The sequence below is a fragment of the Streptomyces sp. NPDC006193 genome (assembly GCF_040613915.1).
GTDB lineage: Bacteria > Actinomycetota > Actinomycetes > Streptomycetales > Streptomycetaceae > Streptomyces.
Genome location: NZ_JBEXTB010000017.1, coordinates 1 through 24,647, shown reverse-complemented (window position 1 = coordinate 24,647; position 24,647 = coordinate 1). Strand labels below are relative to the sequence as shown.

Below are 24,647 nucleotides of genomic sequence, written 5' to 3'. Positions count from 1 at the left end.
CGCACCTTCATCCATCCAGGTAGAGGGAGCCCGCGGGTCCCGCGCCGCCCGCCGAGCCTGGGCCGCGACCGCACCGGGCTGCCGCATAATCGCCGCACATGACCCCCTGCACTTCCCGGACGGCACCGCTCCCCCATCTGGCGGAGGGCGCGTCGTGACCGCGTCCGCCGCAGGCCCGGAGGGCCTCACGTCCCCGCTGCCCGACACGGTCCCGGTCGGCCGGCCGCTGCGCACCGGCTATCTGCTCACCCTCGTGGTGGGGCCGCTGGCGGTCCTCGCGCTGGCGCTGCCGGTGGCCCTGGCGGGCGGCTGGGGGCCGCGCTGGTACGACGCGGTCCTCGGCGCCGGGATGTACGCGCTGGCCATCATGGGCATCACCGCCGGCTACCACCGGCACTTCACCCATCTGTCGTTCAAGGCGAAACGACCGCTGCGGATCGCGCTGGGCGTCGCGGGCGGCCTCGCCATGGAGGGCCCGGTGACCATGTGGGTGGCCGAGCACCGGCGCCACCACCAGTACGCGGACCGGGAGGGCGACCCGCACTCGCCGTGGAAGTACGGCACCACCCGGTGGGCGCTGCTCAAGGGGCTCTGGCACGCCCAGGTCGGCTGGTTCTCCTCCTCCCCGGTCCGCTCCCACTACCCGCGCTACGCCCCCGACCTGCTCGCGGACCCGGACGTGCGGCGCCTGGACCGCTGGTACCCGGCGACCGTCGCCGTCTCCCTGGGCGCGCCGCCCGCGCTGGTGCTGGCGGTCACCCAGGACTGGCGGTCCGCGCTGGTGACGTTCTTCTGGGCGGGCCTCGTCCGGTACGCCGTCGTCCACCACGTCACCTGGTCGGTCAACTCCGTCGCCCACGCCTTCGGTTCCCGGCACTACCGCACCCGCGACCAGTCCCGGGACGTGCGCTGGGTGGCGCTGCTGACGTTCGGCGAGGGCTGGCACAACCTCCACCACGCGGACCCCAACAGTGCCCGGCACGGCGGCCTCGACGGCCAGCCGGACCTCACGGCGTGGCTGATCGCCCGGCTGGAGCGCTGGGGCTGGGCGTACGACGTGCGCTGGCCGGACGAGCGGCGGATCGCGGCCCGGCTGAACGCGGAGGCGGCGCGGCAGCGGACGCCGCGCGGACGGGACGGAGCGCGGGGGGCTCAGGCGCCCGGGAAGTAGCGGGTGAAGGGGGTGGAGTCGACGGCGAACATGCCGTCGAAGGGCTCGTTCAGCTGGTAGACCAGCAGCACGGTGAAGGTGATGAGCCCGGCCAGGCCCATCACCATCACCACATGGGTGAAGCTCCGCCGCACCCCGAACATGAACATGAACGCCACGGTGAGCACACCGCCGGTGATCAGCCCGAACCAGAGCACCGGTGACAGGCCGTCGTCCACGTCGGCCTCCCTGCCGCGCCGGGCGTCGTCCAGGGCGCTGAGCTGGGCCAGGGTCTCCTGCAGTGTCGCCTGCTGGACGGGGGTCGCGTCGACGGGCGCCTGGCCCGCCGCCCGGAGGTCGTTCAGCAGGTCCCAGCCCCGCCGGCCCGGCTGCTCACCCGCCGCCATGGCGGGCCACTCGGCGGACACGACGTGGTGCACATACGCCTCGACGGCCCCGCGGGTCTGCTCGCCCTGTACGGCGGGGAGACCCGCGGACAGCAGACGGATCTGGTGGGCGGCGCTCGCCTCAGCCTGCACATGGCCCTCGGCGCCGGACCGCGTCTCCCACACGGACACCATGGACAGGCCCAGCACCAGGGCGTACAGCACGCCGACCATCATGGAGACGTACTCGGCGACGTCCTCGCGGGGTTCCTCGTCGGGGGCGGGCGGCCAGTAGCGGTGCCGGATCACCACGATGCCCGCGGTGACCAGGGCGATCCCCAGCACGACGGCGAAGGTCTCGATCATCGGCGCGGTCTCCTGTCGGTGTGCTGCGGCGGTCGGCGGTCGGCGGTTGACGGTTGACGGGGGGCGGGGGGCGGATCGGGTCAGGGAGTGACCGGGCCGGTGGGTGGACCGGTCACGAGCCGCCGCGCCGGGAACCCAGGAGGGCGGCGGCCAGGGCGGCGGGGATCAGCATGAGGAACAGCACGACGAGCAGGCCGAGTCCGGTCGGGCCACCGCCGGGCCGTACGAAACGGGCCAGGATGGACGGGGCGCGGGGCCGCTCGGGCGGGGTGCGGGCCCTCGTGCCCGGGGGCCGCCCCGGCTCGGTCGCGGGGGCGCCGGTGGACTGGCCTCCGGTGGCCTGGCCTCCGGTGGCCTGGCCTTCGGTGGATCGACCGCCGGTCGACGGTCCGCCGGTCCCTCCGCCCCCTGTCGACCGACCGCCGGTGGCTCCGCCTCCGGTGGCTTCCCCTCCTGTGGCTCCGCCGTTCGCTCCGCCTTCGGTGGCTCCGCCTCCTGTGGCTGCGCCGGTCGCTCCGCCTCCGGTGGCCTGGCCCTGGTTGGTAGTACCGGCGCCTGAGCCTGTGTCAGTGCCGGTGCCGGGTGCGGTTCCTGCGCCGGCCGCGGCACCTGCGGCTGCTGCTCCACCGGTGGCGGCCACGGCTGCTCCTCCACCGGTGCCTCCTGCGGCTGCTCCACCGGTGGCGGCTGCGCCTCCGGCCGCCGCGCCGCCGGTTGCCGCACCCCCACCGGCCACCGCGCCGGACGCCGCTCCTGCCCCGGCTGCCGCACCCGCGGCTGCACCGGCACCGGCTGCCGCACCCCCTGCTCCCGCTGCCACGCCCGCCGCAGCACCTCCGGCCCCCGCGCCGGCTCCGGCCGCGGCACCCACAGCCGCTCCGGCCGCGGCACCCACCCCGGCTGCCGCACCCGCGACGGCACCCGCCGCGCCCCCTGCACCCGCACCCACACCCGCGGTTGCCACACCCCCACCTGCCGCCGTCCCGACCCCGGCTGCCGCACCCGCGGCTGCGCCCGCCCCGGCCGCCGCGCCTGCCGCAGCAGCTCCCGCCGCTCCACCGGCACCCGCGACCGCACCCGCACCTGCCGCCGCATCTCCGGCCCCCGCGCCGACACCGGCCGCCGCGCCCCCACCGGCCGCCGCCCCCGCGGCCACTGCTGCCCCTGCCGCCGCACCCACCCCGGCTCCCGCACCCGCGACGGCACCCGCCCCGGCCGCCGCGCCCCCTGCACCCGCACCCGCGCCTGCCGCGGCAGCTCCCGCCGCCGCGCCCGTTCCGGCGGCTGTGCCTGCCGCCGCACCGGGGGCGGCGGCGGTGCCCGGACCTGCGGCTCCCGCTCCGGCGACCGTCCCCGCTGCCGCGCCCGGTGCGGCCACGCCGGGTACGGGCGCCGTCGCGCCGGGCGGCGGCAGGGGCGGGGGCGGCGGGAACGGGACCCCGGGCGGCACGGGCAGGACCGGCGGCGTCGGAGGCGGAGGGGGCGCAGCGGGCGGGACCGGGACCGGCGGTACGGGAGGAACAGGCGGGGCCTGCGGGGTGGGCGGAGCGGGGACGGGCGGCGGAGCCGCCGGGGGCGGTACGGATGCAGGCGGCGGCGCGGGGGCCGCCGGCGGCACGGGAGGGAGCAGGGTGAACTCGCCGCTCGCCCGGGCCTTCAGCAGCGGCGGCGGTTCCAGGCAGCCGTCGGGCCGGAGGGTGCTGATCCGGTCGGTTCCCGTGACGTGTCCTTCGCTGCGGTGCCGGCCCGGAGGGCGTTCCACGCTCGCGCTGCATCGCGCGGTGCCGTCCGGTTCCAGAAGCGGGACGGTGTCGTCGCCCGTCGCGCAGACGATGCGGGACGGCTGGAGCACCGGATCGGTGAGGCGGAGGTCGAACACCGTGCGGTTGCCGGTGTTGGTCACGTCGTAGACGACAGTGGCGGCCGGTGTGTCCGGCTCGGTCCGGACCGTCTCGGTCATCTGCAGTCGCCCGCCGACCCCGGCGTAACCGGAGCGCGCGACCGCCCGGGACCGGGTGCCGAGGGAGGGGACGCTGCCGACGGCGGTGACGTCGGAGATCCAGGTGCCCGCGCGCGCGGTGGCCCACGCGGTGCAGGTGGCCGCGTCGAGGCCCCGGAGCATCGGAAGGCGATCGCCGCCGCCGGGGCAGCGGATGGCGGCTCCTGGCAGGCCCGGGTCGCTCACCCGTACGTCGTACAGGTCGGCCCCGGTGCGGTTGACCAGCCGGTACCTCTTCATCAGCGGCCTGCCGACGCGGATGCCGGGGCGGGTGGCCGCCGTGCCCGGCCGGGTGTCGACGGCGACCTCCAGGGCGAGGCCACGGCTTCCGGCGCCGTCGGCGACGGCGCGCGGCGCCGGTCCGCCGGACACGGCCACGAGCAGCGGCAGCACCGCGGCGAGGCGTGCCCCGAAGGCCCGCCACCCCCTCTCCAATAGTCCTATGAACACATGAAAAGGACTAACAGAGCGGCCTGAAGGCGTCCTTCGCCCACGCCGGTCACCGATCGCAACCGCGGGAAGATCACTCCGGTGGCCGCGCCGGCGGCGCCGTGGCATCTCGGGCGCCCGGCCCCGAACAGTGCCTGGCGGTGCGGGGGCGGGGTGTGACGGACGATCAGCAGGGTAGGCACAACCGGCGCCCCCGAGCGTCCGCCGTCCCTCGCGGACGCGGGCGGCGGCGCGAGCGGCGCACCGGGGCGCCGCGGGAGGACGGGAGGAGTCGTCGTGACCGAGGAGGACCGCCGGGCGCCGGCCGCCGTGGTGTTCGACGCGCTGGGGCTCCAGTACGAGCGGGCCTTCGCCGCCTCCGCGCCGCACCGGGCCTCGCTGGCCTGGCTGCTGGAAACGCTGGCGCCCGGCAGCAGGGTGCTCGACGTGGGCAGCGGCACCGGACGGCCGACCGCGCAGACGCTCGCCGACGCCGGGCACCGGGTGCTCGGCATCGACGTCTCGCCGGTCATGGTCGGCCTGGCCGCCCGGCGGGTACCCGGGGCCGAGTTCCGCCTCGCCGACATCCGCGTCACGCCGTTGGCCGAGGCCTCGTTCGACGCGGTGTGCGCGTACTTCTCGCTGTTGCAGATGTCCCGCGCCGAACAGGCCGCCGTCGTGGCGAAGCTGGCCCGGGCAGTACGGCCCGGCGGCCTCGTCGCACTGGCCACGGTGCCCCTCGACGTGGAGGACGCCGAGGGATTGTTCATGGGGCAGCCGGTACGGGTGACGAGCTTCACCGCCGAGGCGTTCGACCGGCTCGTGACCGACGCCGGTCTGACGGTGCTGAGCGAGGAGCGCACCGTGTTCACCCCGGACCACCCCGACGCCGTACCCGAACCGCACCTGTTCCTGCACGCCCGCCGCGGCGCCGGATGAGCCGCCTGCGGCCGTAGCGCGCTCGGCGCCGCCCCCGCCCTCGGCTACAGTGACGGCTCCACATCGGAGGGGAGTCGAGGGTGCAGGTCAGGGTGGGGGCCGCAGGCGGCCGTGCAATCGTCGTCGCGGCGCTGGTCGCGGTGCTCGGCGGATGCGCGGAGTCGTCGGACGGCGACGGGAGGAAGCAGGCGAGTGCCTCGCCGAGCGCCGGGGGCGCGAAGGCCGGTGGCACGGCCGCGGCGAGCGGCGGAACGATCGGCGCCGCCGGGTCGGCCTGCGAACTGCCCGTCAATTTCGACATCGCCGAGCACTGGAAGGCCAAGCCGATCGACGCCGCGAAGGAGCTGGCCGAGGCGTCCGAGGGCGAGGACGGTGACCTCGGCGGCGACCTCGCCGAAGCCCTCCTGCGCCAGGGCCCGGTCACCACGGCGTGCGAGATCGACGCCAAACCGGCCGGGAACATCGGCTTCCTGCGCGTGTGGACCGGCAAGGCCGGCAAGGCGGACGCGCGCGGTGTGCTGCGCGCGTTCGTCGCCGCCGAGGACGGCGCGGGCAAGGCTGCCTACCGCTCCTTCACGACCGGCGGCGGCGTCCCGGCCGTGGAGGTCGAGTACCTCCACACGAGCAAGCTGCTGGACGAGACGAAGAAGGAGAGCGCCTTCGCCGTCAGCACGCCGGACGGGCCGGTCGTCCTGCACCTCGGCGGCTTGGACAGCGAGGAGCACGAGGAGATGCGGCCCGCCTACGAACTGGCCAAGCGGACGCTGAAGCTCGCCTGACGGCCCGGCCGGCGCCTGATCCGGGCCGTGGCCCGGCCGGGGTGTCGCGGCCCGGGTGCGCTGTGACGAGCGGTGTCCCGTCGAGTTCGGTGCGATGGCCGCTCCCCGCGGGTCGAGGGGCGGCCATCGCGCGGCGCCCGGTGCGGCGCGCCTGTGGTCAGTAGGTCAGGCGCCTCGCCCGGATCAGCATGAACAGGCCGGACAGGGCGAGCAGCGTGCCGATGGCCGCGGGCCACAGGCGGGCCCCCGTCTCCGCCAGGCCCCCGCGCGCCGCCTGCGGCTGCGTCCGCGCGTCCGAAGACGTTGATGAAGTCGCCGTGGTCGGTGACGGGCTTGTGCAGCTGCTCCGGGAAGGAGTCCACGGCGAACAGCGGGACCGTGCGGCCGCCGTCCGCGACGCTCGGCGCGGCGATGTCGTAGACGATGCGCTGCACCAGCTGCGGGATCGGGCGGAAGCCCGCCGGGCAGGCACCGTCGGCGGTGGTGAAGGCCACGTGCGTGCGAAGCCGCCGCGTTCAACGGAATCGCGGATTCACCGGGATCTCACAGGAAATCATGACGCCACCCCTTTCCCGCTCGAACCCCATTGCGAACATCACACATACGTATCGGACATTTAGCACCTCAACCTTCACACCAGGTACACACGTTGGCTAGGTTGACGCGAGGCCGCCCGGCTCAGCCCCGGCGAGCCGTCCAACTGCCCCGCGGGGCAAGGAAGGAGCACGTCTTCCATGGCGCCGGAGAGCCGCGACGAGGTCGAGCAGCGGATCAACTCCCTGTACGACCGAGCCGAGAACGCGACCGGGAACTTCAACGCGACCCGGGCCATGGCCGCCCGGACGCGCTCCCGGGGGGTTCCGCTGGCCAAGCGGCGGTCCGGCGGGCACACGGACCCGGCACTGGAGGAGTTGACCCGGCAGTGGTTCGACGCGGCCCGCGCCAAGGCCGGCCCGACCGTCCCCGCCGTCCTGCCGGCCGACCGGCTGCCCGACCGTCCGGCCGCCCCGGCGGGCTCCCAGGACCGCAGCGCAGGCGGCGGCCTCGCGGGCGGCGAGCGCGAAGCGCTGGGCCCCGGCCCGTCCGCGCGGGCGCCGCTCGCCCTGGAGCGGGGTGCCGGCCGGGCGGCCGGTGAGCTGCCGTCGGCTCTTCCGGCGGCCGGGTCGGCGGGCGGGCGCGCGGTGGGCGCGCTGCCGGCCGGCGCCGACCGGGCGGAGCCGACGGGCGGGCGTCCCGAGGGCATGTGGCCGGGCCGCGTTGCGGGCGCGTCGGCGGCCGGCGGCGATGCGGGCGCGTCGGCGGCCCGCCCGGATGTGCGCGAGTCGCCGGGCGGCCGGTCGGAGGCGGCCGCCGTGGACTGGCCGGCGGCGGCCCCGGGAGCCGTGGGTGCGGCGCTGCCCGGCGCCTCGCTTCCTCGACCCGCGCCCGCGCCGATGGACTCGGCTGCCGCGGAACCCGTCGGCGGACGTGCGCCGGAACCGGTGGCGTCCGGCAGCCCGGCGGGCCTGCTGACCCTCGGTGAGCCCGGCGCGGCCGGTCCCGTTCCGGCCGGGACGGCTCTCCTGCCGCCCGCCGCGCCGCCCACCGCCCAGGGGAACCGGGCGCGGGCGCCCAGGACGCTGCCCGGCAGCCCGTCCCCCCTCCCCTCCAAGGCGGGCACCCGGGTCAAACTCGCCACCGCCCGCGACCTGCTCACCCGGCACACCACCGGCCTCGCCGCGGACCGGCCGGGACAGCGGACGGGGCAGTGGCAGCAGCCGCCGTCGACGGCAGCCGGCGCACCGGCGAGGACCGCACCGACGCCTCCGGCGCCGCCCGGGGTCCCGGCCGCGGCCGCCGCGACCCCGGCGACCGGCACGGGCGCGTTCCCCCTCCCGGCGCCCCTCGCCCCCGCCGACGGCGTCCCCGCCTACCCTGCCGTCCCCTCCGTCACCGACACCGGCTCCCACCCGTATCCGGCGTCCTCCGCACCGGCCACCCCCACCGGCTCCTTCCCGGTCCGGCCCGCCTCCACCGGTTCCTTCCCGCTTCCGGCCGCCTCCGCGCCCGCGACGGGCACCGGTTCTTCTCCGGTTCGAGCCGCTTCTGTCCCGGCGGCCGCCACCGGCTCTTTTCCGGCCCAGGCCACCTCCGCGCCGGCCATGGGCACCGGGTCCGCACCCCTCCCCGCCGCCGCGCCCGTCACCTCCGCTCACGCGGCCACCCACACCCCCGCCACCGGCATCCCGGCATACCCCGCCCCGGCCACCGCCCCCGGTTCCTTCCCCGCCCAGGCCACCTCTGCCCCGGCGGCCGCCTTTCCGGCCCAGGCCACCTCCGCGCCGGCCATGGGCACCGGGTCCGTACCCCTCCCCGCCGCCGCGCCCGTCACCTCCGCTCACGCGGCCACCCACACCCCCGCCACCGGCATCCCGTCATACCCCGCCCCGGCCACCCCCACCGGCTCCTTCCCCGCCCAGGCCACCTCTGCCCCGGCGGCCGCCTTTCCGGCCCAGGCCACCTCCGCGCCCGCCATGGGCACCGGGTCCGTACCCCTCCCCGCCGCCGCGCCCGTCACCTCCGCTCACCCGGCCACCCACACCCCCGCCACCGGCATCCCGACGTACCCCGCCCCGGCCACCGCCGCAGCGGCAGCCGGCACCGGTACGTTCCCGCTCCCGGCCGCCGCCGCACCGGTCGCCGCCACCGGCTCCCTTCCGCTCCCGGCCATGCCCGCGCCCGTCATCTCCGCCTACGCGGCCGCCCACACCCCCGCCACCGGCGTCCCGGCGTACCCCGCCCCGGCCGCCTCCCTCGGCGGCGCCGACTCGCGGGCCCTGCGGGCCGCCAAGGCGATCGCGTTCGCGCGGGCGCAGGTCGGGAAGCCGTGCGTGTGGGGGGCGACCGGGCCGGACTCGTACGACTGCTCCAGCCTCACTCAGGCCGCCTGGAAGGCCGCCGGGGTCGCGCTGCCGCGCGCCGCGCACGAGCAGGCCCTCGCCGGCACCCCGGTCACGACGGCCGGAATGGAACCCGGCGACCTCGTCCTCTTCTTCGACGACGACCGGCACGTGGGCCTCCACGTCGGCGACGGGATGATGGTGCACGCCCCAGGGCCGGGCTCCACCATCCGCGAGGAGTCGGTGTACGGGGCAGGAGAGGCGGCCATCCACCGGATCGTCCGGCCGGCCTGAACCGTCCGGCGGGCCGGGCAGGACCTCGGGGCCCCGGCCGCCGGCCGCCGCGGGAGCCGGACCCTGGCGGCCCGGGTCGCGTCCGCACCACCTCCTGAGGCGGCCCGCCGGGACGTCGCGCCGGGCCGCGGGGGTCCGGCGGACCCTCCATAAGCAGCCCTGCGGCACCTCATAAGATCGGCTTATGGGGTCATAGACGGGACCCCCGTACCAACTTAGGCTCACCTTAGTTTAGGGTTCTCATCGAGTCGCCCGTTCACGCTCGAAGGGAACCTGATCATGCCGCGCCCCCTGCGGGTAGCCATCGTCGGAGCCGGCCCCGCCGGGATCTACGCCGCCGACGCCCTGCTCAAGTCCGAGGTGGCCGCCGACCCCGGCGTGTCCATCGACCTCTTCGAGCGGATGCCCGCCCCGTTCGGCCTGATCCGGTACGGCGTCGCGCCCGACCATCCGCGCATCAAGGGCATCGTCACCGCCCTGCACCAGGTGCTGGACAAGCCGCAGATCCGCCTGTTCGGCAACGTCGCCTACCCCACCGACGTCAGCCTGGACGACCTGCGCGCCTTCTACGACGCGGTGATCTTCTCCACCGGAGCGGCGGCCGACCGGGAACTGCCCGTACCCGGCATCGACCTGGACGGCTCCTACGGCGCCGCCGACTTCGTGTCCTGGTACGACGGCCACCCCGACGTGCCGCGGACCTGGCCCCTGGAGGCGGAGAAGGTCGCCGTGCTCGGCGTCGGCAACGTCGCCCTCGACGTCGCCCGCATCCTCGCCAAGACCGCCGACGAGCTCCTGGCGACGGAGATCCCGCCGAACGTCTACGAGGGCCTGAAGGCCAACAAGGCCGTGGAGATCCACGTGTTCGGCCGCCGCGGCCCGGCGCAGGCCAAGTTCAGCCCGATGGAGCTGCGCGAGCTGGACCACTCGCCGAACATCGAGGTCATCGTCGACCCCGAGGACATCGACTACGACGAGGGCTCGATCGCGACGCGGCGCGGCAACAAGCAGGCCGACATGGTCGCCAAGACGCTGGAGAACTGGGCGATCCGCGACGTCGGCGACCGCCCGCACAAGCTGTTCCTGCACTTCTTCGAGTCGCCCGTGGAGATCCTCGGCGAGGACGGCAAGGTGGTCGGCCTGCGCACCGAGCGCACCGCCCTGGACGGCACCGGCAACGTCAAGGGCACCGGCGAGTTCAAGAACTGGGACGTCACGGCCGTCTACCGCGCGGTCGGCTACCTGTCCGAGAAACTGCCCAAGCTGCCCTGGGACATGGAGACCGGCACCGTCCCGGACCAGGGCGGCCGGGTGATCGAGGAGGGTGGCGCCCCTCTGCAGTCCACCTACGTCACCGGCTGGATCCGGCGCGGCCCCGTCGGTCTGATCGGCCACACCAAGGGCGACGCCAACGAGACCGTCGCGAACCTCCTGGAGGACTACCGGGGCGGCCGGCTGCACACCCCGTCCGCGCCCGAGCCGGAGGCCGTCGACGCCTTCCTCGCCGAGCGGAACGTCCGCTTCACCACCTGGGAGGGCTGGTACCGGCTGGACGCGGCCGAGCGCGCCCTGGGCGCACCGCAGGGCCGCGAGCGGGTGAAGATCGTCGAGCGCGAGGACATGCTGCGGGAGAGCGGGGCGTAGGTCACGCGTCCGGCAGGACGCCCGCCCTCGCCCCGCGGCGGTGGCGCCCCGCGACCGCCGCCTCGTGCGACGGGCCGCGCCGCCGGCGGCCGGGCCGTCCGTCGAGCCGCCGACGGCGCGGTGCCTGCGCGTCCGCCCGCCGCACCGGCGCGGCCCACCCCGCCTCGCCCGGCCGGAGCGAAGGGACGGCCGCCGAACGGACCGACCGGCGGGCCCCGAGCACCGGACGTGGCCCGCGGCGGCGCGGGACGAGGGCGGCCGGCCCCATCACCGGCGACCGTCCGGCAGGCGCCGCGCGCACCCCGGGCGTGCGGTGGGGCCGCCGCACGCGGGGCGCACACCCGCGGTGCCGCGCGGCGGCGCGCCCCTGTCGACGTGTCACCCGGCCGAATGGGGATACTGGGAGACGCACCGGCCCCCACCAGCAGATTGGCTCATGTCGAACTCCGCCACCGACCGCGCCACCGTCCCGCAGACCCTCTGGGCGGCCCGGGGCCGCCACACCGGTCCCGCCCCCGAGGAGGTCGTCCGCCGCACCCTGCGCCGGCACAAGGAGCGCGGCGACATCGACGACTTCGCCGAGCCGCCCGTGGCCGAGGACCCGTCCCGACGGGTCTTCGAGGCACGCTGGCGGGCCGCCGGCACGGTGACCGTACGCGCCCGGCTCACCCTCGTACCGCACCGGAGCCGTCCCCAGGGCCACGAGTGGCGGCTCGTCGCGGAGGCGGAGCGCGCCTGGGACGACGCATGGCCCTCCCCCGCGACCCTGTTCTGGCCGGAGACCGGCTCGGACGAGGGCGGCGACGGCGCCTGGGACCACCACGCCACCGTCGCCGGCCTGCGTCTCCGGCACGTCAACGCGCTGCCCGAGGACGACAGGGAGATGCGGCGCCGGCTGCGCGACGCGGCCCGCGAGTCCTGGTGCGTCCACGTCGTCGTGCACGAGGCGATGACGCCGGACGAGCGGGGCCGGCTGCCGCTCGCCCGGCTGCTGCCGCCGGGGCTGCGGCACCGCGTGGTGGAGCACCGGGCCGCCCCGCAGCAACTGCGCGCGGTCAACTGGGCGTTGAAGGTCCTCGACGTCGAGGTGCCACGCGGCGGCGCGGTGCTGCTGCCGCCCGACCCCGCGCCGAAGGACTACGACGGCCGCGAGCACAGCGTGCGCAACGTCTTCCTGGACGGTTCGGAGCCGGCCGAACTCATCGCGGCGCTGCGGCACTTCGTCGCCCTGCCCCGGCCCTTTCCGGAGGGCGCCGAGGAGGCGCTGACCGACCTGCGCGAGAACTGGACCCTGCTGACCCTTCAGGAGGAGCTCGAGCGCGAACGGCGGCTGGTCGCCATGTACGCCGAGGCGCTGGAGGCGATGACGAAGTCGCGGGACCTGTACAAGCAGGCCGCCGAGCAGGCGCTGGAGGCGCTGTCCGCCTACCGTGACGTCCCCGCGTCCTCCCTGCCGCCGCAGCGGCCCGCCGTGCGGGCGCCGGCCCCGTTGCAGCAGTTGACGCGGACCTTCGAGCGGCTGAGGCTCACCGCGCTGGGGCGGCAGCAGCCCGCGTCCGCCGCGCACGACTCGTCGCACCCAGGCGTGGGCGCGGACGCAGAGGGCATGCGTCTCGCCGACGGTGCGGACGACCGGCGGGCCTGAACCGGCCGGCTCGACGACGGAACCGAGGGAGGCCGCATGGACCGGAGCACGCCCCTGCTGGTGATCGTGGCGGTCGTCGCGGCGGCCCTGCTGGCCGTCGCCGTCGCCCTGCTCGTCCGGCTGGTCCGGACCCGGCGCACGCTGCGGCAGGCCGGGCTGCCGACGGGGCCGCGCTGGGTGTTCTGGGGTGCGGTCGCGTACCTGCTGCTGCCCACCGACCTGCTGCCCGATCCCGTCTACCTGGACGACATCGGCGTCCTGCTGCTCGCGCTGCGCAGCCTGCGGGCGCCCCGTCCGCTGCCGCCGGGGACGTCCGGGCCCTGACCGGTCGCACCCGCCGGGCGCCGCGCCGTCCGCCGTACGGGGGTCGAGGCGGCCGGGTCCGCCGGGACACGCGGCGCTCGTGGTGGCGATGCCGGGCGACGGCCTGCGGTGACTGCGGGCCGTGGCGTGCGGGAAGCCGCGCCGGGGCTGCTCAGTGACGCCTTCCCCGGCGGAGGCCGCCCGTGGCCAGGGTGCCCATCACGACCGCCAGGGCGGCCAGCGCGGCCGCCACCGCCGCCGCGGCGGCGAGCCAGGGCGGGGCCAGGGTCGCCGCCTCCGGGCGGACCGGGTCCGGCAGGCCGAAACGCCCTCCGAGCGCCCGTCCCGCGGCCAGCACCACGGCGGCGCCCACGGCGGCCGTCGCCGCGACGAGCCGGCCCGAGGCCGCCCGCGCGGTGAGGGCCAGGGCCAGCAGGCCGCACAGCGCCGAGGTGAGCAGGCTCGCCCCGAGCGCCCCGCGGGACAGACCGGTCCAGGAGCGCGGCGCGTGAGCCACCCCGCACAGCAGCACCAGCAGCACGGCACCGCGCACCCCCCATACGGCGGCCGCCGGCGCGGGGCCGTCCCCGGCGCGCTCGCCGGGCCGCGGCGGCCTGTCATGCCGCTTCTCATGCCGCTTCTCGTCGGACGGCTGCCCGGCGGACTCCTGCCCGGCGTGACGCCCGGGCCCGCCCGGCGCGGCTCCCGCGGCCGGCGCGGCCACCGGCGGCGCGGCGCCACGGTCGGGCACCGGACCGGCCGGCACAGGGGCCGCCGGTTCGGAGGCCGTCGGTTCGGGGGCCGCCGGTTCGGAGGCCGTCGGTTCGGGCAGGCGATCCTCGCGCCCCTTCCGATCCGCGGCCAGCCGGACGATCAGCTCGGCGACCTCCTCGACGGGCCGGTGAACGGCCACCGCCCGCACGGCCGCCTCCCCGCAGTGGGGTGCCACCGGCGTCTGGTGCAGCAGCCGCATCAGCCGGGAGACGTCCTCCAGCGGGCGGCGCTCGGCGGCGGCCCGGATCGCCTCGTCGGCGCTGTCGCTCCCCCGCGGCGGCTCGGTCAGCAGTGCCACCAGCCGGGTGACGTCCTCCACGGACCGGTCGCGCCCGGCCGCGCGCAGGGCCTCGGCCGTGGTCCGGGTGTGCTCCGGCGAGCGTTCCAGCAGCGTGATGAGGCGTACGACGTCCTCCAGCGGGCGGTCGGCGACGGCCGCCCGGACCAGGCCGCGCAGGAGATCGCCGGGCCCCGAGCCGTCCCCGGCGGAGGTGTCCGGACGCATGCCGGCGGCCTGCGCGGGCCGCGTCACGAGCGGGGGGTGCGGGGTGGGGACGCCGTCGGCGGCCGGTTCCGGAGGTATCGGCGAGTCGTCGGGGCGGGGGGACGGAGAACGGGTGGTCATCTCGGCTCCAGGAGAAGGGCGCGGCCGCACCGGCTTCCCCGTGCGGATGCGGCGTTACGCAGTCCATTACTAGGAGCGGCGCCGATGCCCCGCCACCTGGGTGGGGCACCGGTGTGAGACGGCCGGGCCGGGCACGGCACGCCCGGTGCTGGCCCGGCGCAGGCCCGCACCGGGCGCCCAGGACGCCGTGCCACCGCCCGGCCGCGGCGGACGGGCCCCTCGCCGCCCCCTGTCCGCGGTCTCCGCACGTCCCTCCCAGGTGCGTGACGTGCGGGTCGTGGCGCATTCTTGCTGTGTCATCCATCCGGAGGCGTACGGGACGAGGTAAGGCCGATGGCTGGGAGCGGCGAGCAGGCGGTCCGCCGGCGGGCCCGGCTGGCCGCGCTGCTGACCGACGCCTCCACCGGGGCGCTCGGTGCGGCCGGCGGCCGGGTGGCGGGCGTCTACCTGCGGTCCGGCACCCCGGGTCTGCTGCGCCTCGCGGCGCTCGTGGGACTGCCCGGTCCGCTGTTCCGGCCCTGGTGGCGGCTGCACATCGGCCGCCCCTTCCCCGTCGCGGACGCCTACCGGCTCGGCACGCAGGTGGTGCTGCCGAACGCCACGGAGACCATGCGCCGGTATCCGCAGTTCGCGGCCGGCCTGCCGTTCCCGTTCGGATCGGTGCACGTCCCGGTGCCCGGGGGCGCCGAACCGCTGGGAGTGCTCACCGTGCTGCGCCCGGCGGTGGCGGACACGCTGGACGAGCTCCTCGACCGGGACCGGCTCGCCCGGCTGGCCGAGGGACTGGGCGCCGAACTGCTGGGTCTGGCCGACGGGGACGAGAGCGCCGTGGTCTGGGACGGCGAACCGCTGTGCGTGCGGCCGCCCGCCAGCCGGCCCGTCCAGGCCGCCGTGGGACGGTTCAGCTGGGACCCGGCGACCTCCGTGGTCCGCGCGAACGACCGGCTGCAGGCGCTGCTGGGCCTGCCCGCCGGCCGGTTCCCCCGCACCGTCGCCGAGTTCGCGGAGGCCGTGGCGCCGGCCGACGCGCACCGGATCCTCGCCGCGCTGCGGGACGCCGCCGCCGGGAGACCGCCGGGCGCCCCGCTGAGCGTGCGGTCCCGGGAGGGCGCGCCGCGGCTGGTGGACCTGTGGCCGACCGCGGACGGTGCGGCTGCATCGGTCGGCGGGGTGGTGCTCGACCCCGGTCCGGCGGCCTCCGCGGACGCCGCGGCCGACCTGCTGCCGCAGGGCGTGTTCTGCCTGGACCGGCTCGGAGTGATCGTCTACGCCAACCCGGCCGCGGCCCGGCTCGCAGGGCGGGAGCGGGAGAAGCTGCTCGGGCACGCGTTGTGGGACGCGATGCCCTGGCTGGCCGGACCGCCGTACGACGACCATCTGCGCGGCGCCCTGCTGTCCCCCGAGCCGGTGCACTTCCCCGTGCGGCGGCCGGCCGCCGCACGGGACGAGGCCGGCGACGGCGACTGGCTGGCCGTGTCGGTGCATCCCGGTGCGGACCTGCTGACCTGCACGCTCGCCCCGACCAGCCGCATGGGGACCGGCGCTGAGCCGACCGCCGGGCCGCAGCTCCCGCAGCTCCCGGAGGTCCAGGACGCGGTGGCGGCCGGTCACTCGACGGCGCCGCTGTACCGGCCGATCGCCCTGGCCATCGCGCTGACGGACGCCGTCACCGCCCGGCAGGTGTCGGCGGTGGTCATGCAGGAGCTGCTGCCCGCGTTCGGCGGCCGGCGCCTGGCCATCTACCTGCTGCAGGACCGGCATCTGTACCTGGCCTGGGAGACCGGCTTCCCGCAGGGGTTCCTGGCCCCGTTCGAAGGCGTCGGCCTCGATGCGCACCTGCCCGGCGTGGAGACGCTGACCACCGGCCGGCCGCTGTTCTTCGAGTCGATGCAGCAGCTGGCGGCCGCCTACCCGGGCATCCCCCTCGACGCCCACGAGGGCGCCCGCGCGTTCCTGCCGCTGATCGCCTCCGGGCGGCCGGTCGGCTCCTGCATCCTGGGCTTCGACCGCCCGCGCGGCTTCAGCACCGACGAGCGCACGGTCCTCACCGCGCTCGCCGGGCTGATCGCGCACGCGATGGAGCGGGCCCAGCGCTACGACAGCGAGGCGGCCCTCGCCCGCGGTCTGCAGCAGGCGCTGCTGCCCCGCCGGCTGTCGGCGCATCCGCGGGTGGAGACGGCGGGCCGCTACCTGCCGGGCACACAGGGCATGGACGTGGGCGGCGACTGGTACGACGTGGTGGAGTCCGGGGACGGGCTCGCACTGGTCATCGGCGATGTGCAGGGGCACGGTGTGCAGGCGGCGGCCACGATGGGGCAGCTGCGCAGCGCCGTCCGCGCGTTCGCGCTGGGCGACCGGCCGCCGGACGAGGTGCTGAGCGGTACGAACCACCTGCTCATCGATCTGGACCCGGGCCAGTTCGCCACCTGCTGCTATCTGCGCCTGGACCCCGCCACCGGCCGCGTCCGGATCGCCCGGGCGGGACATCCGCCGCCGCTGCTGCGCTCCCCCGACGGCAGCACCCGGCTGCTGGACATACCGGGCGGTGTCGTCCTGGGGGTCGATCCGGCCGCCCGGTACCCGGTCACCGAGGTGCTGCTGGAGTCGGACGCGATCCTCGCCCTGTACACCGACGGGCTCGTGGAGCGGCCGGGCGCCGACATCGACGAGGGGATCACCGCGCTGCGGCAGGCGCTCGCGCGGGTCGGCGCCGCGGCGGGGCGGCGCGGCGGGCGGTCCCTGGCGGGGGTCGCCGACCGGCTCACGGCCACCGCCCGGCACGCCACCGACCGCCCCGACGACGTGGCCCTGCTCCTCGCCGCCCGTCGCCCGCCGCCGCACGCGTGACCGCGCACAACCCCCGCCCGCACCACACCGCCCGCCGCCCCGCGCGACCGGTCCCCGCATCACCGCCCGGCCGGGTGCCGGGCGTCCCGCCCGGACGGCGTCGGGCGCTGCCACGCGCACGCCCGATCGGGGTGCGGCCGCTGCGCGAGCGGACGCTGATCTCGGGGCACGGCGGCCCCGGACCGGGGTGCCGGGGCCGCCGGGCCGGACAGGGCGAGGGCCCGGCGGACGGCGGCGCGGCGGCCACCGCGCCGGTCCGCCGGGCCCGTCCCGGTTCCCGGTTCGTCCGAGGGGGCGGCCGTCAGCCGCCGTTCAGCCGCGCGCGCAGCAGCTGCTTGCCCAGTTCCGCACCCTTGCGGCTGTCGGCCTGGGCCTTGCGGAAGAGGTCCACGAGCTCACTGTCCTGGTCACGCTCGGCGTCCTGGATGTACTGCTCCAGGCGCAGGGCGTTGCTCAGGCACGCCTCGACGTACCAGATCAGGTTGTAGTCCTTGTCGCGGGTGCCGGTGACGTCGCCGGTCTCGTTCGTGCTGGTCATCCGGAGTCTCCTCCTTCGTTCGACCGTGTCGGTTCCGCTTTCGGGCCGTCCGGGTACCCCTGCGACCTGCGGACACACCGCCCGGTCGGACGCGTCGGCTACTCGTCCACCGCCTCGCCGAAGCGGGCGCCGCGGGCGGTGCCGCCGAGGGCGGCGGCACCGTAGGACCGGGATCCGCCGGTGAGGAGTCCGTCGCCGCTCGCGGGGAGCAGCCAGAGGGCTCCGTCGCCCGCGTTCTCGCCGGGCGCGGCGGCCACCAGTTCGGCGCGGCCGTCGCGGTCGGTGTCGGCGAGGCGCACCTGGGCTCCCCAGGAGTCGTCGGCCTCGGCGGCGCCGGGGACGCCGGGCGTGTTCTGGTCGAAGGACTGCGCACCGGCGCCGGTGAGGCCCTCGCGGGTGCCGCGCAGCAGCCACACGGCGCCCGCGTCGGCGACGGCGCCCACGTCCTCGCCGGGCGCGCCGACGGCCACGTCGGCGCAGCCGTCGCCGTCCACGTCGGCGACGGACAGGTCGGCGCCCCACGCGTCGCCGTCCTCGGCGGCGCCGGGGACGCCCGGGGAGTTCTGCGACCACCACTGCGCGTCGGCGCCGGTGCCCCGGGAGCCGCCCGGACCGTTCTCGCCGCCGTAGTAGACGCCGACCAGACCGCCGGGCGCGTCCGCGTCGCCGGTCGCCTCGTCCACGGCGCTGAGCTGGCCGACCACGAGGTCGTCGTAACCGTCTTGGTCGATGTCGCCGGAGGCCGAGCCGAGTCCGCCGTGCAGGTCGCCGCGGTGGGCGAGGCCCTCGGGACCGCCCGCGTAGTGGGCGGACCAGCCCTGGGCGTAGTCGTCGTCGGGGCTGTAGCCGGAGACGACCAGGTCGGCGAAGCCGTCGTGGTCGTAGTCGCCGGTGGTGAGGTAGGCGGGCTGGATGCGGTGGCCGGTGGAGTGCGGGGTGCCGACCTGCCGCAGGACGCCCGCGTGCCAGGTGAACACGTGCAGGCCGGTCTTCTGGTCGAGCACCACCAGCTGGTCGGAGGCGACGTCTCCGGTGAACCGGGCGGCGGCGACGGCCAGGCCGAAGCGGGCGCCGGCGGCGGGCTGCGCGGCGGTGAGCGAGGCGGCCCGCTCGGCGCCGAGACCGCTCTCGGAGCCGTACAGGACGGTGACCCGGCCGGCGTCGGCGACGCTGCCCTCGTCCTCGCCGGGGGCGCCGATCACCGCGTCGTCGTAGCCGTCGCCGTCCAGGTCGCCGGTGGCGACGGCCCGGCCGAAGCCGTCCCCGGCCTCGGAGGCGCCGGGCACGCCCGGGGTGGACTGGCTGATCGCCTGGACCCGCCCCTTGGGGACGGTGGTGTTCGTTCCGATGCCGTTCGGGGCGCCGTACTGGACGGTGACGTAGCCGGCGCCCTCCTTGCCGTCGACGGTGCCCTCGGGGGCGCCGGTGAGCAGGTCGGTGTAGCCGTCGCCGTCGAAGTCGCTGTTGCGGTCGGCGGCTGCGGTGCCGCCGGGCACGCCCGCGAACGCGGACGGCGCGGCGAGGACGCACGCCGAGGTCAGCAGCAGGAAGGAGGCCGCGGCGACGGCGGCGGAGCCCGCGGTGCGCCGGGTGTTGCCGGTCATGCTGGTCACGCTGGTCATGTCCTGTTCCCCCGTGGGTGGTTGACGGTGTGTCAGCCGCCTGGTCACGGCCGACACGGGGTTCGACCGGCGTACGGCACGGGGGGTTGCGGGGCGGGGACGCGCTGTGACACGGCGGTGACGGACGTTGCGGGACCGGGACGCGCGCGGGGGTCAGCCGAGGGCGCGGTCCAGGTTGACCGCGGCGCTGATCAGGGAGAGATGGGTGAACGCCTGCGGGAAGTTGCCCTGCTGCTCACCGGTGCGGCTGATCTCCTCGGCGTACAGGCCGAGGTGGTTGGCGTAGGTGAGCATCTTCTCGAAGGCCAGCCGGGCCTCGTCCAGCCGTCCGGCCCGCACGAGGGCCTCGACGTACCAGAAGGAGCAGATCGAGAAGGTGCCTTCGTCCCCGCGCAGGCCGTCGGGGCTGGCCTGGGGGTCGTAGCGGTAGACGAGGGAGTCGGAGACCAGGTCCTCGGTCAGGGCGTCCAGGGTGGACAGCCACTTGGGATCGGTGGGGGCGATGAACTTGGCGAGCGGCATCATCAGCAGGGAGGCGTCCAGGACGTCGCCGCCCTCGTACTGCACGAACGCGCCCCGGTGCTCCGACCAGCCGCGGTCCATGATCCGCCGGTAGACGGTGTCGCGGACCTGCCGCCAGCGCAGCAGGTCGGCGGGCAGACCGCGCCGGTTGGCGAGGCGGATGGCCCGCTCGATGGCGACCCAGCACATCAGCCGCGAGTACAGGAAGTTCCGGCGTCCGCCGCGGGTCTCCCACACGCCCTCGTCGGGCTGGTCCCAGTGGTCGCACACCCAGTCGACCAGGTGGCACACGTCGTCCCACTGGCCGCTGGAGATGGGCTGGGCCCACTTGTCGTAGAGGTAGATGGAGTCGATCAGGGCGCCGTAGATGTCCAGCTGGAGCTGGCCGGCGGCGGCGTTGCCGACACGCACGGGCGCCGAGCCCTGATGGCCTTCCAGGTGCGGCAGCTCCCGCTCGGGCAGCTCGGTGCGGCCGTCGATGCCGTACATGATCTGCAGCGGGCCCGAGCCGTCGCGGCAGCCGGGGCTGATGTGCGTGGTCACGAAGTGCATGAACGCCTCGGCCTCGCCGGTGAAGCCGAGCCGCAGCAGCGCGTACACGCAGAACGCGGCGTCCCGCACCCACACGTACCGGTAGTCCCAGTTGCGTTCGCCGCCCAGCTGTTCCGGCAGGCTGGTGGTGGGGGCGGCGAGGATGGCGCCGGTGGGGGCGTAGGTGAGCAGTTTCAGGGTGAGCGCGGAGCGGTGCACCATCTCGCGCCAGCGGCCGCGGTAGCGGGACTGGCGCAGCCAGCCCCGCCAGTAGGCGACGGTGGCGTTGAACTCGTGCTCGGCCTCGGCGAGGGCGCAGCCGCGGGGGGCCACCGCGCCGTCGACCTGGTCCAGGGCGAACACCGCGGAGTCGCCCTCGTCGAGCTTGAAGTCGGCGCGCGCGTCGCGGTCGTCGCACTCCATCGGCACGTTCGAGGTGAGGGCCAGCGACAGGCCGGGGGACTCGAAGAGGATCACGTCGTCCAGGACGCGCAGGGTGTGCGCGGCGGCGCCGTAGTCGAGGCGCGGGGCGACCAGCGCGCGGAAGGGCACGGTGCCGCGGACGCACACGACGCGGCGGATGAGCCGGTGCCGGCCCGGCTCGGCGGCGGCGTCCGTCCCGACCGGCATGAAGTCCTGGACCTCGCCGACGCCGTCCTCCGTGAAGAACCGGGTGATCAGGACGTTGGTGTCGGGGAAGTAGAACTGTTTGGTGCGCACCGGTGCGGCGGCGGCCAGCTCGAAGCAGCCGCCGCGCTCGGCGTCCAGCACGGCCGCGAAGACGCTGGGGGCGTCGAAGGACGGGCAGCAGTACCAGTCGATCGTGCCGTTGGTGCCGACCAGGGCCACGGTGCGCAGGTCGCCGATGAGTCCGTGGTCGGCGATCGGCAGGTAGCGGCGGCCGGGGGCGGCGTCCCCGGGGAACGGCGTCTCGGCCATGGGCGGCCTCCCGATGGGCGGTGCGGGTGTCGGGGCCCGGCTGACGCGGGGGTGCCGCGGGTGCGGTCAGCGTGCGGGCGTGGTCCGTGGTGCGGATTGTCCGTTGTGCGGTTTGTCCCCCTTGCGGGTGTTTTCCAGCTTAAGAGCGAGTGGTTCCGCGTGGGGCGGGCAGGCGCTCCTCACCGCTCCCGGGCGCCTCCGGATGCAGGGTGCGCCGAGGGGGGCAATGGTGAGAGGGTGCCCCGTTCGGCGGCACCGGCACGGATGCGGTCATCCGGACCGAGGAGGAGGCATCATGTCGACATCCACACCTGAAGAGTCCCGGTCGTCGTCCGACGACGTCTGCACCCCGGACGCCCTGCTCCACTCCGCGCCCCCGAGGGATGTCACCCCCGAGGACCTGGTGATGGCGGCGGGCAGGGACGTCACACCGAAGAATCTCGACTGGGCGCGGCAGAAGCTGGAGTCCGAGGGCCCGGCGGCCGTCGAGAAACTGCTGCCCTAGGGCGGTCCGGGGACGAGGGGGACGAACGGGGAGACCGGCCGGGCGGCACGCGCCCGGCCGGTCTCCCCGTCCCGCGGGCCCCGGTCCGGCCGGGGGCGCGGCCCCGGGGGCGGATGCGAGACGGGCGGCCGGGGCCGGCCGCCGGCGGCACGCCGCGGGTCCGCCCGCGGCCGGGGCGGTGCGCCCGGAGCCGTTCGCGGCCGCCACCCCCCGGGCTCACTCGGGCAGGTCGGTGTCGTCCGGCACCACGTGGACCGCCGCTTCCTCCGCGCTCGCCGCTCCCCCGTCGATGCCCACGTCGTCGGCGATCTCCTCCTTGACGGTGTCCGTGTGGACGCCCTCGTCCGGGGCGACGAGGCGGCCCGCTCGGGACGCGCCGGCCTCGGGGTCGACGGGCTCGCCCTCGCCGCCGGGGAGATCGCCGATCTCGTCGCCGGCCGGCGCGGTCACGTCCGGCACCTCCTGGCGGAGCCGTTCGTCGAGGGTCTCGCCCTCGTGCTGCTCGGCGGCGGTGGTGCCGTGCTTGGTGACGCCGAGGGGGCGTTCGGGCGGGGAGTAGCCCTCGTCGAGCATGTCGTCGTAGGTGCGCTCGCCGACCGCGTCCTGCAGGTCCAGGGGCCCGGCGTCCTCCTGCTCCTCGTTGCTGCCGGTGGGCTGGTAGGCGTCGTCCGCCATGGGGGTCTGCTCGGACGGCTGGTCGCTCATGGTGGCCTCCTTCGCGGTTCGCGGTCGGTCCTGCTCCGCGTTTCCCGCAACCGGATCATTAACCCCGCCGGCACCCGCACGGACGTGGCCGCCGGGGGTGGCCGGGCGGCGCCCGGCGGGGAGGTCAGCCGGCGCCGCCGGGGACGACGTAGTACAGCCGTACGGCGTCCAGCCGGGCGGACGGCCAGCCGCGGGTGTAGCCGGGTGGTTCGGCGCCCGTGCGCACCAGCGTGGCGACCGGGGTCAGGCGGGCGGTGCCGGCGATGCCGGCCGCGGTGGTGTTGGCGTTGGGCCCGGACGTGGCGGCCGAGGCGCAGCCGGCGTAGAACGCGATCGGGAGGGCCTCGTGGCCGGTGAGCAGGCAGGGCGGGCGGACGCCCAGGCGGTGCAGCTCGGCCGCGGTGCGGGCCCAGGCGCGGTGGGCGGCCGTGGTGTTGCGGACCGTGTGCACGAGGACGGCCAGCTGCACGGCGAGGTGGGCGGCGATCCCGGCGCAGACCAGGGTGGCGGCGACCGGGCGGCGGGACCGGCGCGGGGCCGTCGCCAGGTGCAGCAGCGCGTCGGCCACGGGGAGGGCGAGCAGGGCGTAGGCGGGCAGCAGGAAGCGGGGGGCCGCGTAGCCGATCAGGAACAGGTACGGGAAGGCCGCGGTCACCGCGCAGGCGAGGGGCAGCGCGGTGGCCGCGGTGCGCCGGGCCCGGACCGCGACGGCCAGCCCGAGCGCGGCGAACAGCGGCAGCAGGCACCACCACAGGACGAGGGCCGGATGGGGCAGGTCACCGGTGCACGGCCGGCACAGGGTCCGCCCGGCGAGGCCGCGCAGCTGGTGGCCGACGGCGAGGTGCCAGCCGAGACCGCCCTGGACGGCCGAGCCGTCGGCCAGCCGGCGCGCCAGGCCGCCGTAGCTGACGTACGCCTCGACGACCCACTCGGCGGCGCCCGCGGCGAGCCCCGCGAGCAGCGCGAGCAGCGCCCGCCGGTGGCGGCGGACCGGGCCGAGGGCGAGCAGGGGCAGCGCCGCCCACACCGCGTCCACCGGCCGCATCCACGCCATCAGCGCCGCACTCGCGGCCAGGCCCGCCAGGGCGAGGCGGTCGGTGCAGTCCGCACCGGCGCGCAGGAAGCACGCGACGGCGGTCAGGGCGCTCACGGCGACCCAGTAGTTGGGCATGGCCTGCGGGCCGTAGAAGAGGGTCACCCACAGGGAGGCGAAGAGGGCGCCGGCGAGCGCCAGGACGCGCGCCGGGAACAGGCGCCGCCAGGCGCGCAGCGCCAGGTACAGGGCGAGGCCGGACAGGACGGCGAGATAGACGCGCAGCAGGGCGGTGGAGGACGACCAGGCGGCGACCGGCGCGACCAGCAGGGAGACGCCGCGGGCGCGCGGTGCGCTGAAGAAGGCGGCCGGTGCGTGCCCGCTGACCTGGCTGACGTACACCGTCTCGTCCCAGCCGAGGCCCATGCCGGGGCGGACGAGGAGGAGCTGGGCCAGGGTGAAGGCGGCGGCGACCGCCGCGAGCGGTGCGGTGCCGCGGGGGCGCGCGCGGCCGGCGGGCGTGACGCCCGGGCGCCGGACGCCGGCGCGTGGGACGTGGGTGCTGCCGGTCATCCTCACCGCTCTTCCCTACGGCCGGGGTCGGGGAAAACACCGTCAAGCTAACCGCCGTGGCCCGCGGCCGCCGGGCGGGTACGGCCATCCGGCCGACGGCCCTACGCGCTGTAAGGTTGGGGCATGGCTGGCACAGGGGCCCGCGGCAGGGCGGAGCGGCGCAGCGCCGGGGAGCTGGAGAGCGAGGTGCTGGCCGTCCTCTGGGCCGCCGAACGGCCGCTGACGCCCGCGGAGATCCAGGCCGGGATAGGCGGCCGGCTGGCGTACAACACGGTGCACACCATCCTCACGCGGCTGTACGACAAGGGGATGGTGCTGCGGGACGCCGACGGGCGGCGCGGGGCGTACCGGGCGGCGAAGAACGCGGCCGAGGTGACCGCCGCGGCGATGCGCGAGGCCCTGGACCGGGGCCCGGACCCGATCGCCGCGCTCCGGCAGTTCGTGACCGGGCTGAGCGCCGAGGAGGAGCGGGCGGTGCGGGAGCTGCTCGCCGGGGGCGACCGCACCGCGCCGTAGGGGTGCGTGCGGGTGCGCGGGTCCGTCCCCCCCCCCCCCCCCCCCCCGGGGGGGCCCGCCCCCCGGGGGGCGACCCACGCCCCGACGGGCGCCGGGAGGCCGGG

General features: G+C 76.6%; 16 protein-coding genes and 2 pseudogenes. 10 read left to right on the top strand and 8 right to left on the bottom strand.

Annotation, left to right across the window (positions count from 1 at the left end; all coding sequences use genetic code 11):
- Positions 1 to 154: 154 nt before the first annotated feature.
- Positions 155 to 1,171, top strand: coding sequence for an acyl-CoA desaturase (locus ABZ261_RS17495; RefSeq protein ID WP_356859987.1), 1,017 nt, complete (start codon positions 155 to 157; stop codon positions 1,169 to 1,171).
- Here the strand turns inward: ABZ261_RS17495 and ABZ261_RS17490 are convergent.
- Positions 1,153 to 1,902: a hypothetical protein gene (locus tag ABZ261_RS17490; RefSeq protein ID WP_356859985.1), complete on the bottom strand. Its 750-nt coding sequence runs from the start codon at positions 1,900 to 1,902 to the stop codon at positions 1,153 to 1,155. The genes ABZ261_RS17495 and ABZ261_RS17490 overlap by 19 nt on opposite strands.
- 2,725 nt (positions 1,903 to 4,627) lie before the next feature.
- Between ABZ261_RS17490 and ABZ261_RS17485 the strand changes: the two genes are divergently transcribed.
- Both ABZ261_RS17485 and ABZ261_RS17480 read left to right on the top strand, forming a co-directional pair.
- Entirely contained in the window at positions 4,628 to 5,269 is a 642-nt protein-coding gene (locus ABZ261_RS17485; RefSeq protein WP_356859983.1) for a class I SAM-dependent methyltransferase, read from the top strand.
- 80 nt (positions 5,270 to 5,349) lie between these two features.
- Positions 5,350 to 6,048 (top strand): lipoprotein, encoded by a 699-nt coding sequence (locus ABZ261_RS17480; RefSeq protein WP_356859981.1) that lies wholly within the window; start codon positions 5,350 to 5,352, stop codon positions 6,046 to 6,048.
- 296 nt (positions 6,049 to 6,344) lie between these two features.
- Here the strand turns inward: ABZ261_RS17480 and ABZ261_RS17475 are convergent.
- Positions 6,345 to 6,551 (bottom strand): annotated as a pseudogene (locus ABZ261_RS17475) (hypothetical protein); the annotation flags it as partial.
- Between the two features lie 2,304 nt (positions 6,552 to 8,855).
- Between ABZ261_RS17475 and ABZ261_RS17470 the strand changes: the two are divergent.
- The 4 genes and pseudogenes from ABZ261_RS17470 to ABZ261_RS17455 all read left to right on the top strand — a co-directional run.
- Positions 8,856 to 9,221 (top strand): annotated as a pseudogene (locus ABZ261_RS17470) (C40 family peptidase); the annotation flags it as partial.
- A 279-nt stretch (positions 9,222 to 9,500) separates the two neighbouring features.
- Entirely contained in the window at positions 9,501 to 10,865 is a 1,365-nt protein-coding gene (locus ABZ261_RS17465) for an FAD-dependent oxidoreductase (RefSeq protein WP_356859979.1), read from the top strand.
- A gap of 436 nt (positions 10,866 to 11,301) precedes the next feature.
- On the top strand, positions 11,302 to 12,510 hold the full coding sequence (locus ABZ261_RS17460) for a hypothetical protein (protein ID WP_356859977.1): 1,209 nt from the start codon (positions 11,302 to 11,304) through the stop codon (positions 12,508 to 12,510).
- Positions 12,511 to 12,546: 36 nt separating this feature from the next.
- Positions 12,547 to 12,834, top strand: coding sequence for a DUF1232 domain-containing protein (locus ABZ261_RS17455; RefSeq protein ID WP_356859975.1), 288 nt, complete (start codon positions 12,547 to 12,549; stop codon positions 12,832 to 12,834).
- Between the two features lie 151 nt (positions 12,835 to 12,985).
- Here ABZ261_RS17455 and ABZ261_RS17450 read toward each other — a convergent pair whose 3' ends face one another.
- Positions 12,986 to 14,212: a hypothetical protein gene (locus tag ABZ261_RS17450; protein WP_356859973.1), complete on the bottom strand. Its 1,227-nt coding sequence runs from the start codon at positions 14,210 to 14,212 to the stop codon at positions 12,986 to 12,988.
- Positions 14,213 to 14,545: 333 nt separating this feature from the next.
- Here ABZ261_RS17450 and ABZ261_RS17445 point away from each other — a divergent pair, with 333 nt between their 5' ends.
- The gene (locus ABZ261_RS17445; protein ID WP_356859971.1) at positions 14,546 to 17,059 is read left to right on the top strand and encodes a SpoIIE family protein phosphatase; all 2,514 of its coding nucleotides are present in this window, start codon (positions 14,546 to 14,548) and stop codon (positions 17,057 to 17,059) included.
- Between the two features lie 301 nt (positions 17,060 to 17,360).
- Here ABZ261_RS17445 and ABZ261_RS17440 read toward each other — a convergent pair whose 3' ends face one another.
- From ABZ261_RS17440 to ABZ261_RS17430, 3 genes are all read right to left on the bottom strand, one after another.
- On the bottom strand, positions 17,361 to 17,597 hold the full coding sequence (locus ABZ261_RS17440; RefSeq protein WP_356859969.1) for a hypothetical protein: 237 nt from the start codon (positions 17,595 to 17,597) through the stop codon (positions 17,361 to 17,363).
- 98 nt (positions 17,598 to 17,695) lie between these two features.
- A complete protein-coding gene (locus ABZ261_RS17435; protein WP_356859967.1) occupies positions 17,696 to 19,219 on the bottom strand; it encodes an FG-GAP repeat protein in 1,524 nt (507 codons plus the stop codon).
- Positions 19,220 to 19,372: 153 nt separating this feature from the next.
- Positions 19,373 to 21,211, bottom strand: coding sequence for a glycoside hydrolase family 15 protein (locus ABZ261_RS17430; RefSeq protein ID WP_356859965.1), 1,839 nt, complete (start codon positions 21,209 to 21,211; stop codon positions 19,373 to 19,375).
- A gap of 295 nt (positions 21,212 to 21,506) precedes the next feature.
- Between ABZ261_RS17430 and ABZ261_RS17425 the strand changes: the two genes are divergently transcribed.
- Positions 21,507 to 21,716, top strand: coding sequence for a hypothetical protein (locus ABZ261_RS17425; RefSeq protein ID WP_356859963.1), 210 nt, complete (start codon positions 21,507 to 21,509; stop codon positions 21,714 to 21,716).
- A gap of 216 nt (positions 21,717 to 21,932) precedes the next feature.
- On the opposite strand, the gene ABZ261_RS17420 is transcribed toward ABZ261_RS17425, so the two are convergent.
- Both ABZ261_RS17420 and ABZ261_RS17415 read right to left on the bottom strand, forming a co-directional pair.
- Positions 21,933 to 22,421, bottom strand: a complete 489-nt coding sequence (locus ABZ261_RS17420) for a DUF5709 domain-containing protein (RefSeq protein WP_356859961.1) — start codon at positions 22,419 to 22,421, stop codon at positions 21,933 to 21,935.
- Positions 22,422 to 22,545: 124 nt separating this feature from the next.
- Complete coding sequence (locus ABZ261_RS17415; protein ID WP_356859959.1) at positions 22,546 to 24,027, bottom strand: hypothetical protein; 1,482 nt, start codon at positions 24,025 to 24,027, stop codon at positions 22,546 to 22,548.
- A gap of 123 nt (positions 24,028 to 24,150) precedes the next feature.
- Between ABZ261_RS17415 and ABZ261_RS17410 the strand changes: the two genes are divergently transcribed.
- Positions 24,151 to 24,543, top strand: coding sequence for a BlaI/MecI/CopY family transcriptional regulator (locus tag ABZ261_RS17410; RefSeq protein ID WP_356859957.1), 393 nt, complete (start codon positions 24,151 to 24,153; stop codon positions 24,541 to 24,543).
- The last annotated feature ends 104 nt before the right edge of the window (positions 24,544 to 24,647 follow it).

Bases quoted from the DNA above. Each gene is read 5' to 3' on its own strand.
- ABZ261_RS17490 (WP_356859985.1), bottom strand. From the start codon at position 1,902: ATGATCGAGACCTTCGCCGTCGTGCTGGGGATCGCCCTGGTCACCGCG.
- ABZ261_RS17465 (WP_356859979.1), top strand. From the start codon at position 9,501: ATGCCGCGCCCCCTGCGGGTAGCCATCGTCGGAGCCGGCCCCGCCGGG.
- ABZ261_RS17460 (WP_356859977.1), top strand. From the start codon at position 11,302: ATGTCGAACTCCGCCACCGACCGCGCCACCGTCCCGCAGACCCTCTGG.
- ABZ261_RS17455 (WP_356859975.1), top strand. From the start codon at position 12,547: ATGGACCGGAGCACGCCCCTGCTGGTGATCGTGGCGGTCGTCGCGGCG.
- ABZ261_RS17450 (WP_356859973.1), bottom strand. From the start codon at position 14,212: ATGACCACCCGTTCTCCGTCCCCCCGCCCCGACGACTCGCCGATACCT.
- ABZ261_RS17445 (WP_356859971.1), top strand. From the start codon at position 14,546: ATGGCTGGGAGCGGCGAGCAGGCGGTCCGCCGGCGGGCCCGGCTGGCC.
- ABZ261_RS17440 (WP_356859969.1), bottom strand. From the start codon at position 17,597: ATGACCAGCACGAACGAGACCGGCGACGTCACCGGCACCCGCGACAAG.
- ABZ261_RS17435 (WP_356859967.1), bottom strand. From the start codon at position 19,219: ATGACCAGCGTGACCAGCATGACCGGCAACACCCGGCGCACCGCGGGC.
- ABZ261_RS17430 (WP_356859965.1), bottom strand. From the start codon at position 21,211: ATGGCCGAGACGCCGTTCCCCGGGGACGCCGCCCCCGGCCGCCGCTAC.
- ABZ261_RS17425 (WP_356859963.1), top strand. From the start codon at position 21,507: ATGTCGACATCCACACCTGAAGAGTCCCGGTCGTCGTCCGACGACGTC.
- ABZ261_RS17420 (WP_356859961.1), bottom strand. From the start codon at position 22,421: ATGAGCGACCAGCCGTCCGAGCAGACCCCCATGGCGGACGACGCCTAC.
- ABZ261_RS17415 (WP_356859959.1), bottom strand. From the start codon at position 24,027: ATGACCGGCAGCACCCACGTCCCACGCGCCGGCGTCCGGCGCCCGGGC.
- ABZ261_RS17410 (WP_356859957.1), top strand. From the start codon at position 24,151: ATGGCTGGCACAGGGGCCCGCGGCAGGGCGGAGCGGCGCAGCGCCGGG.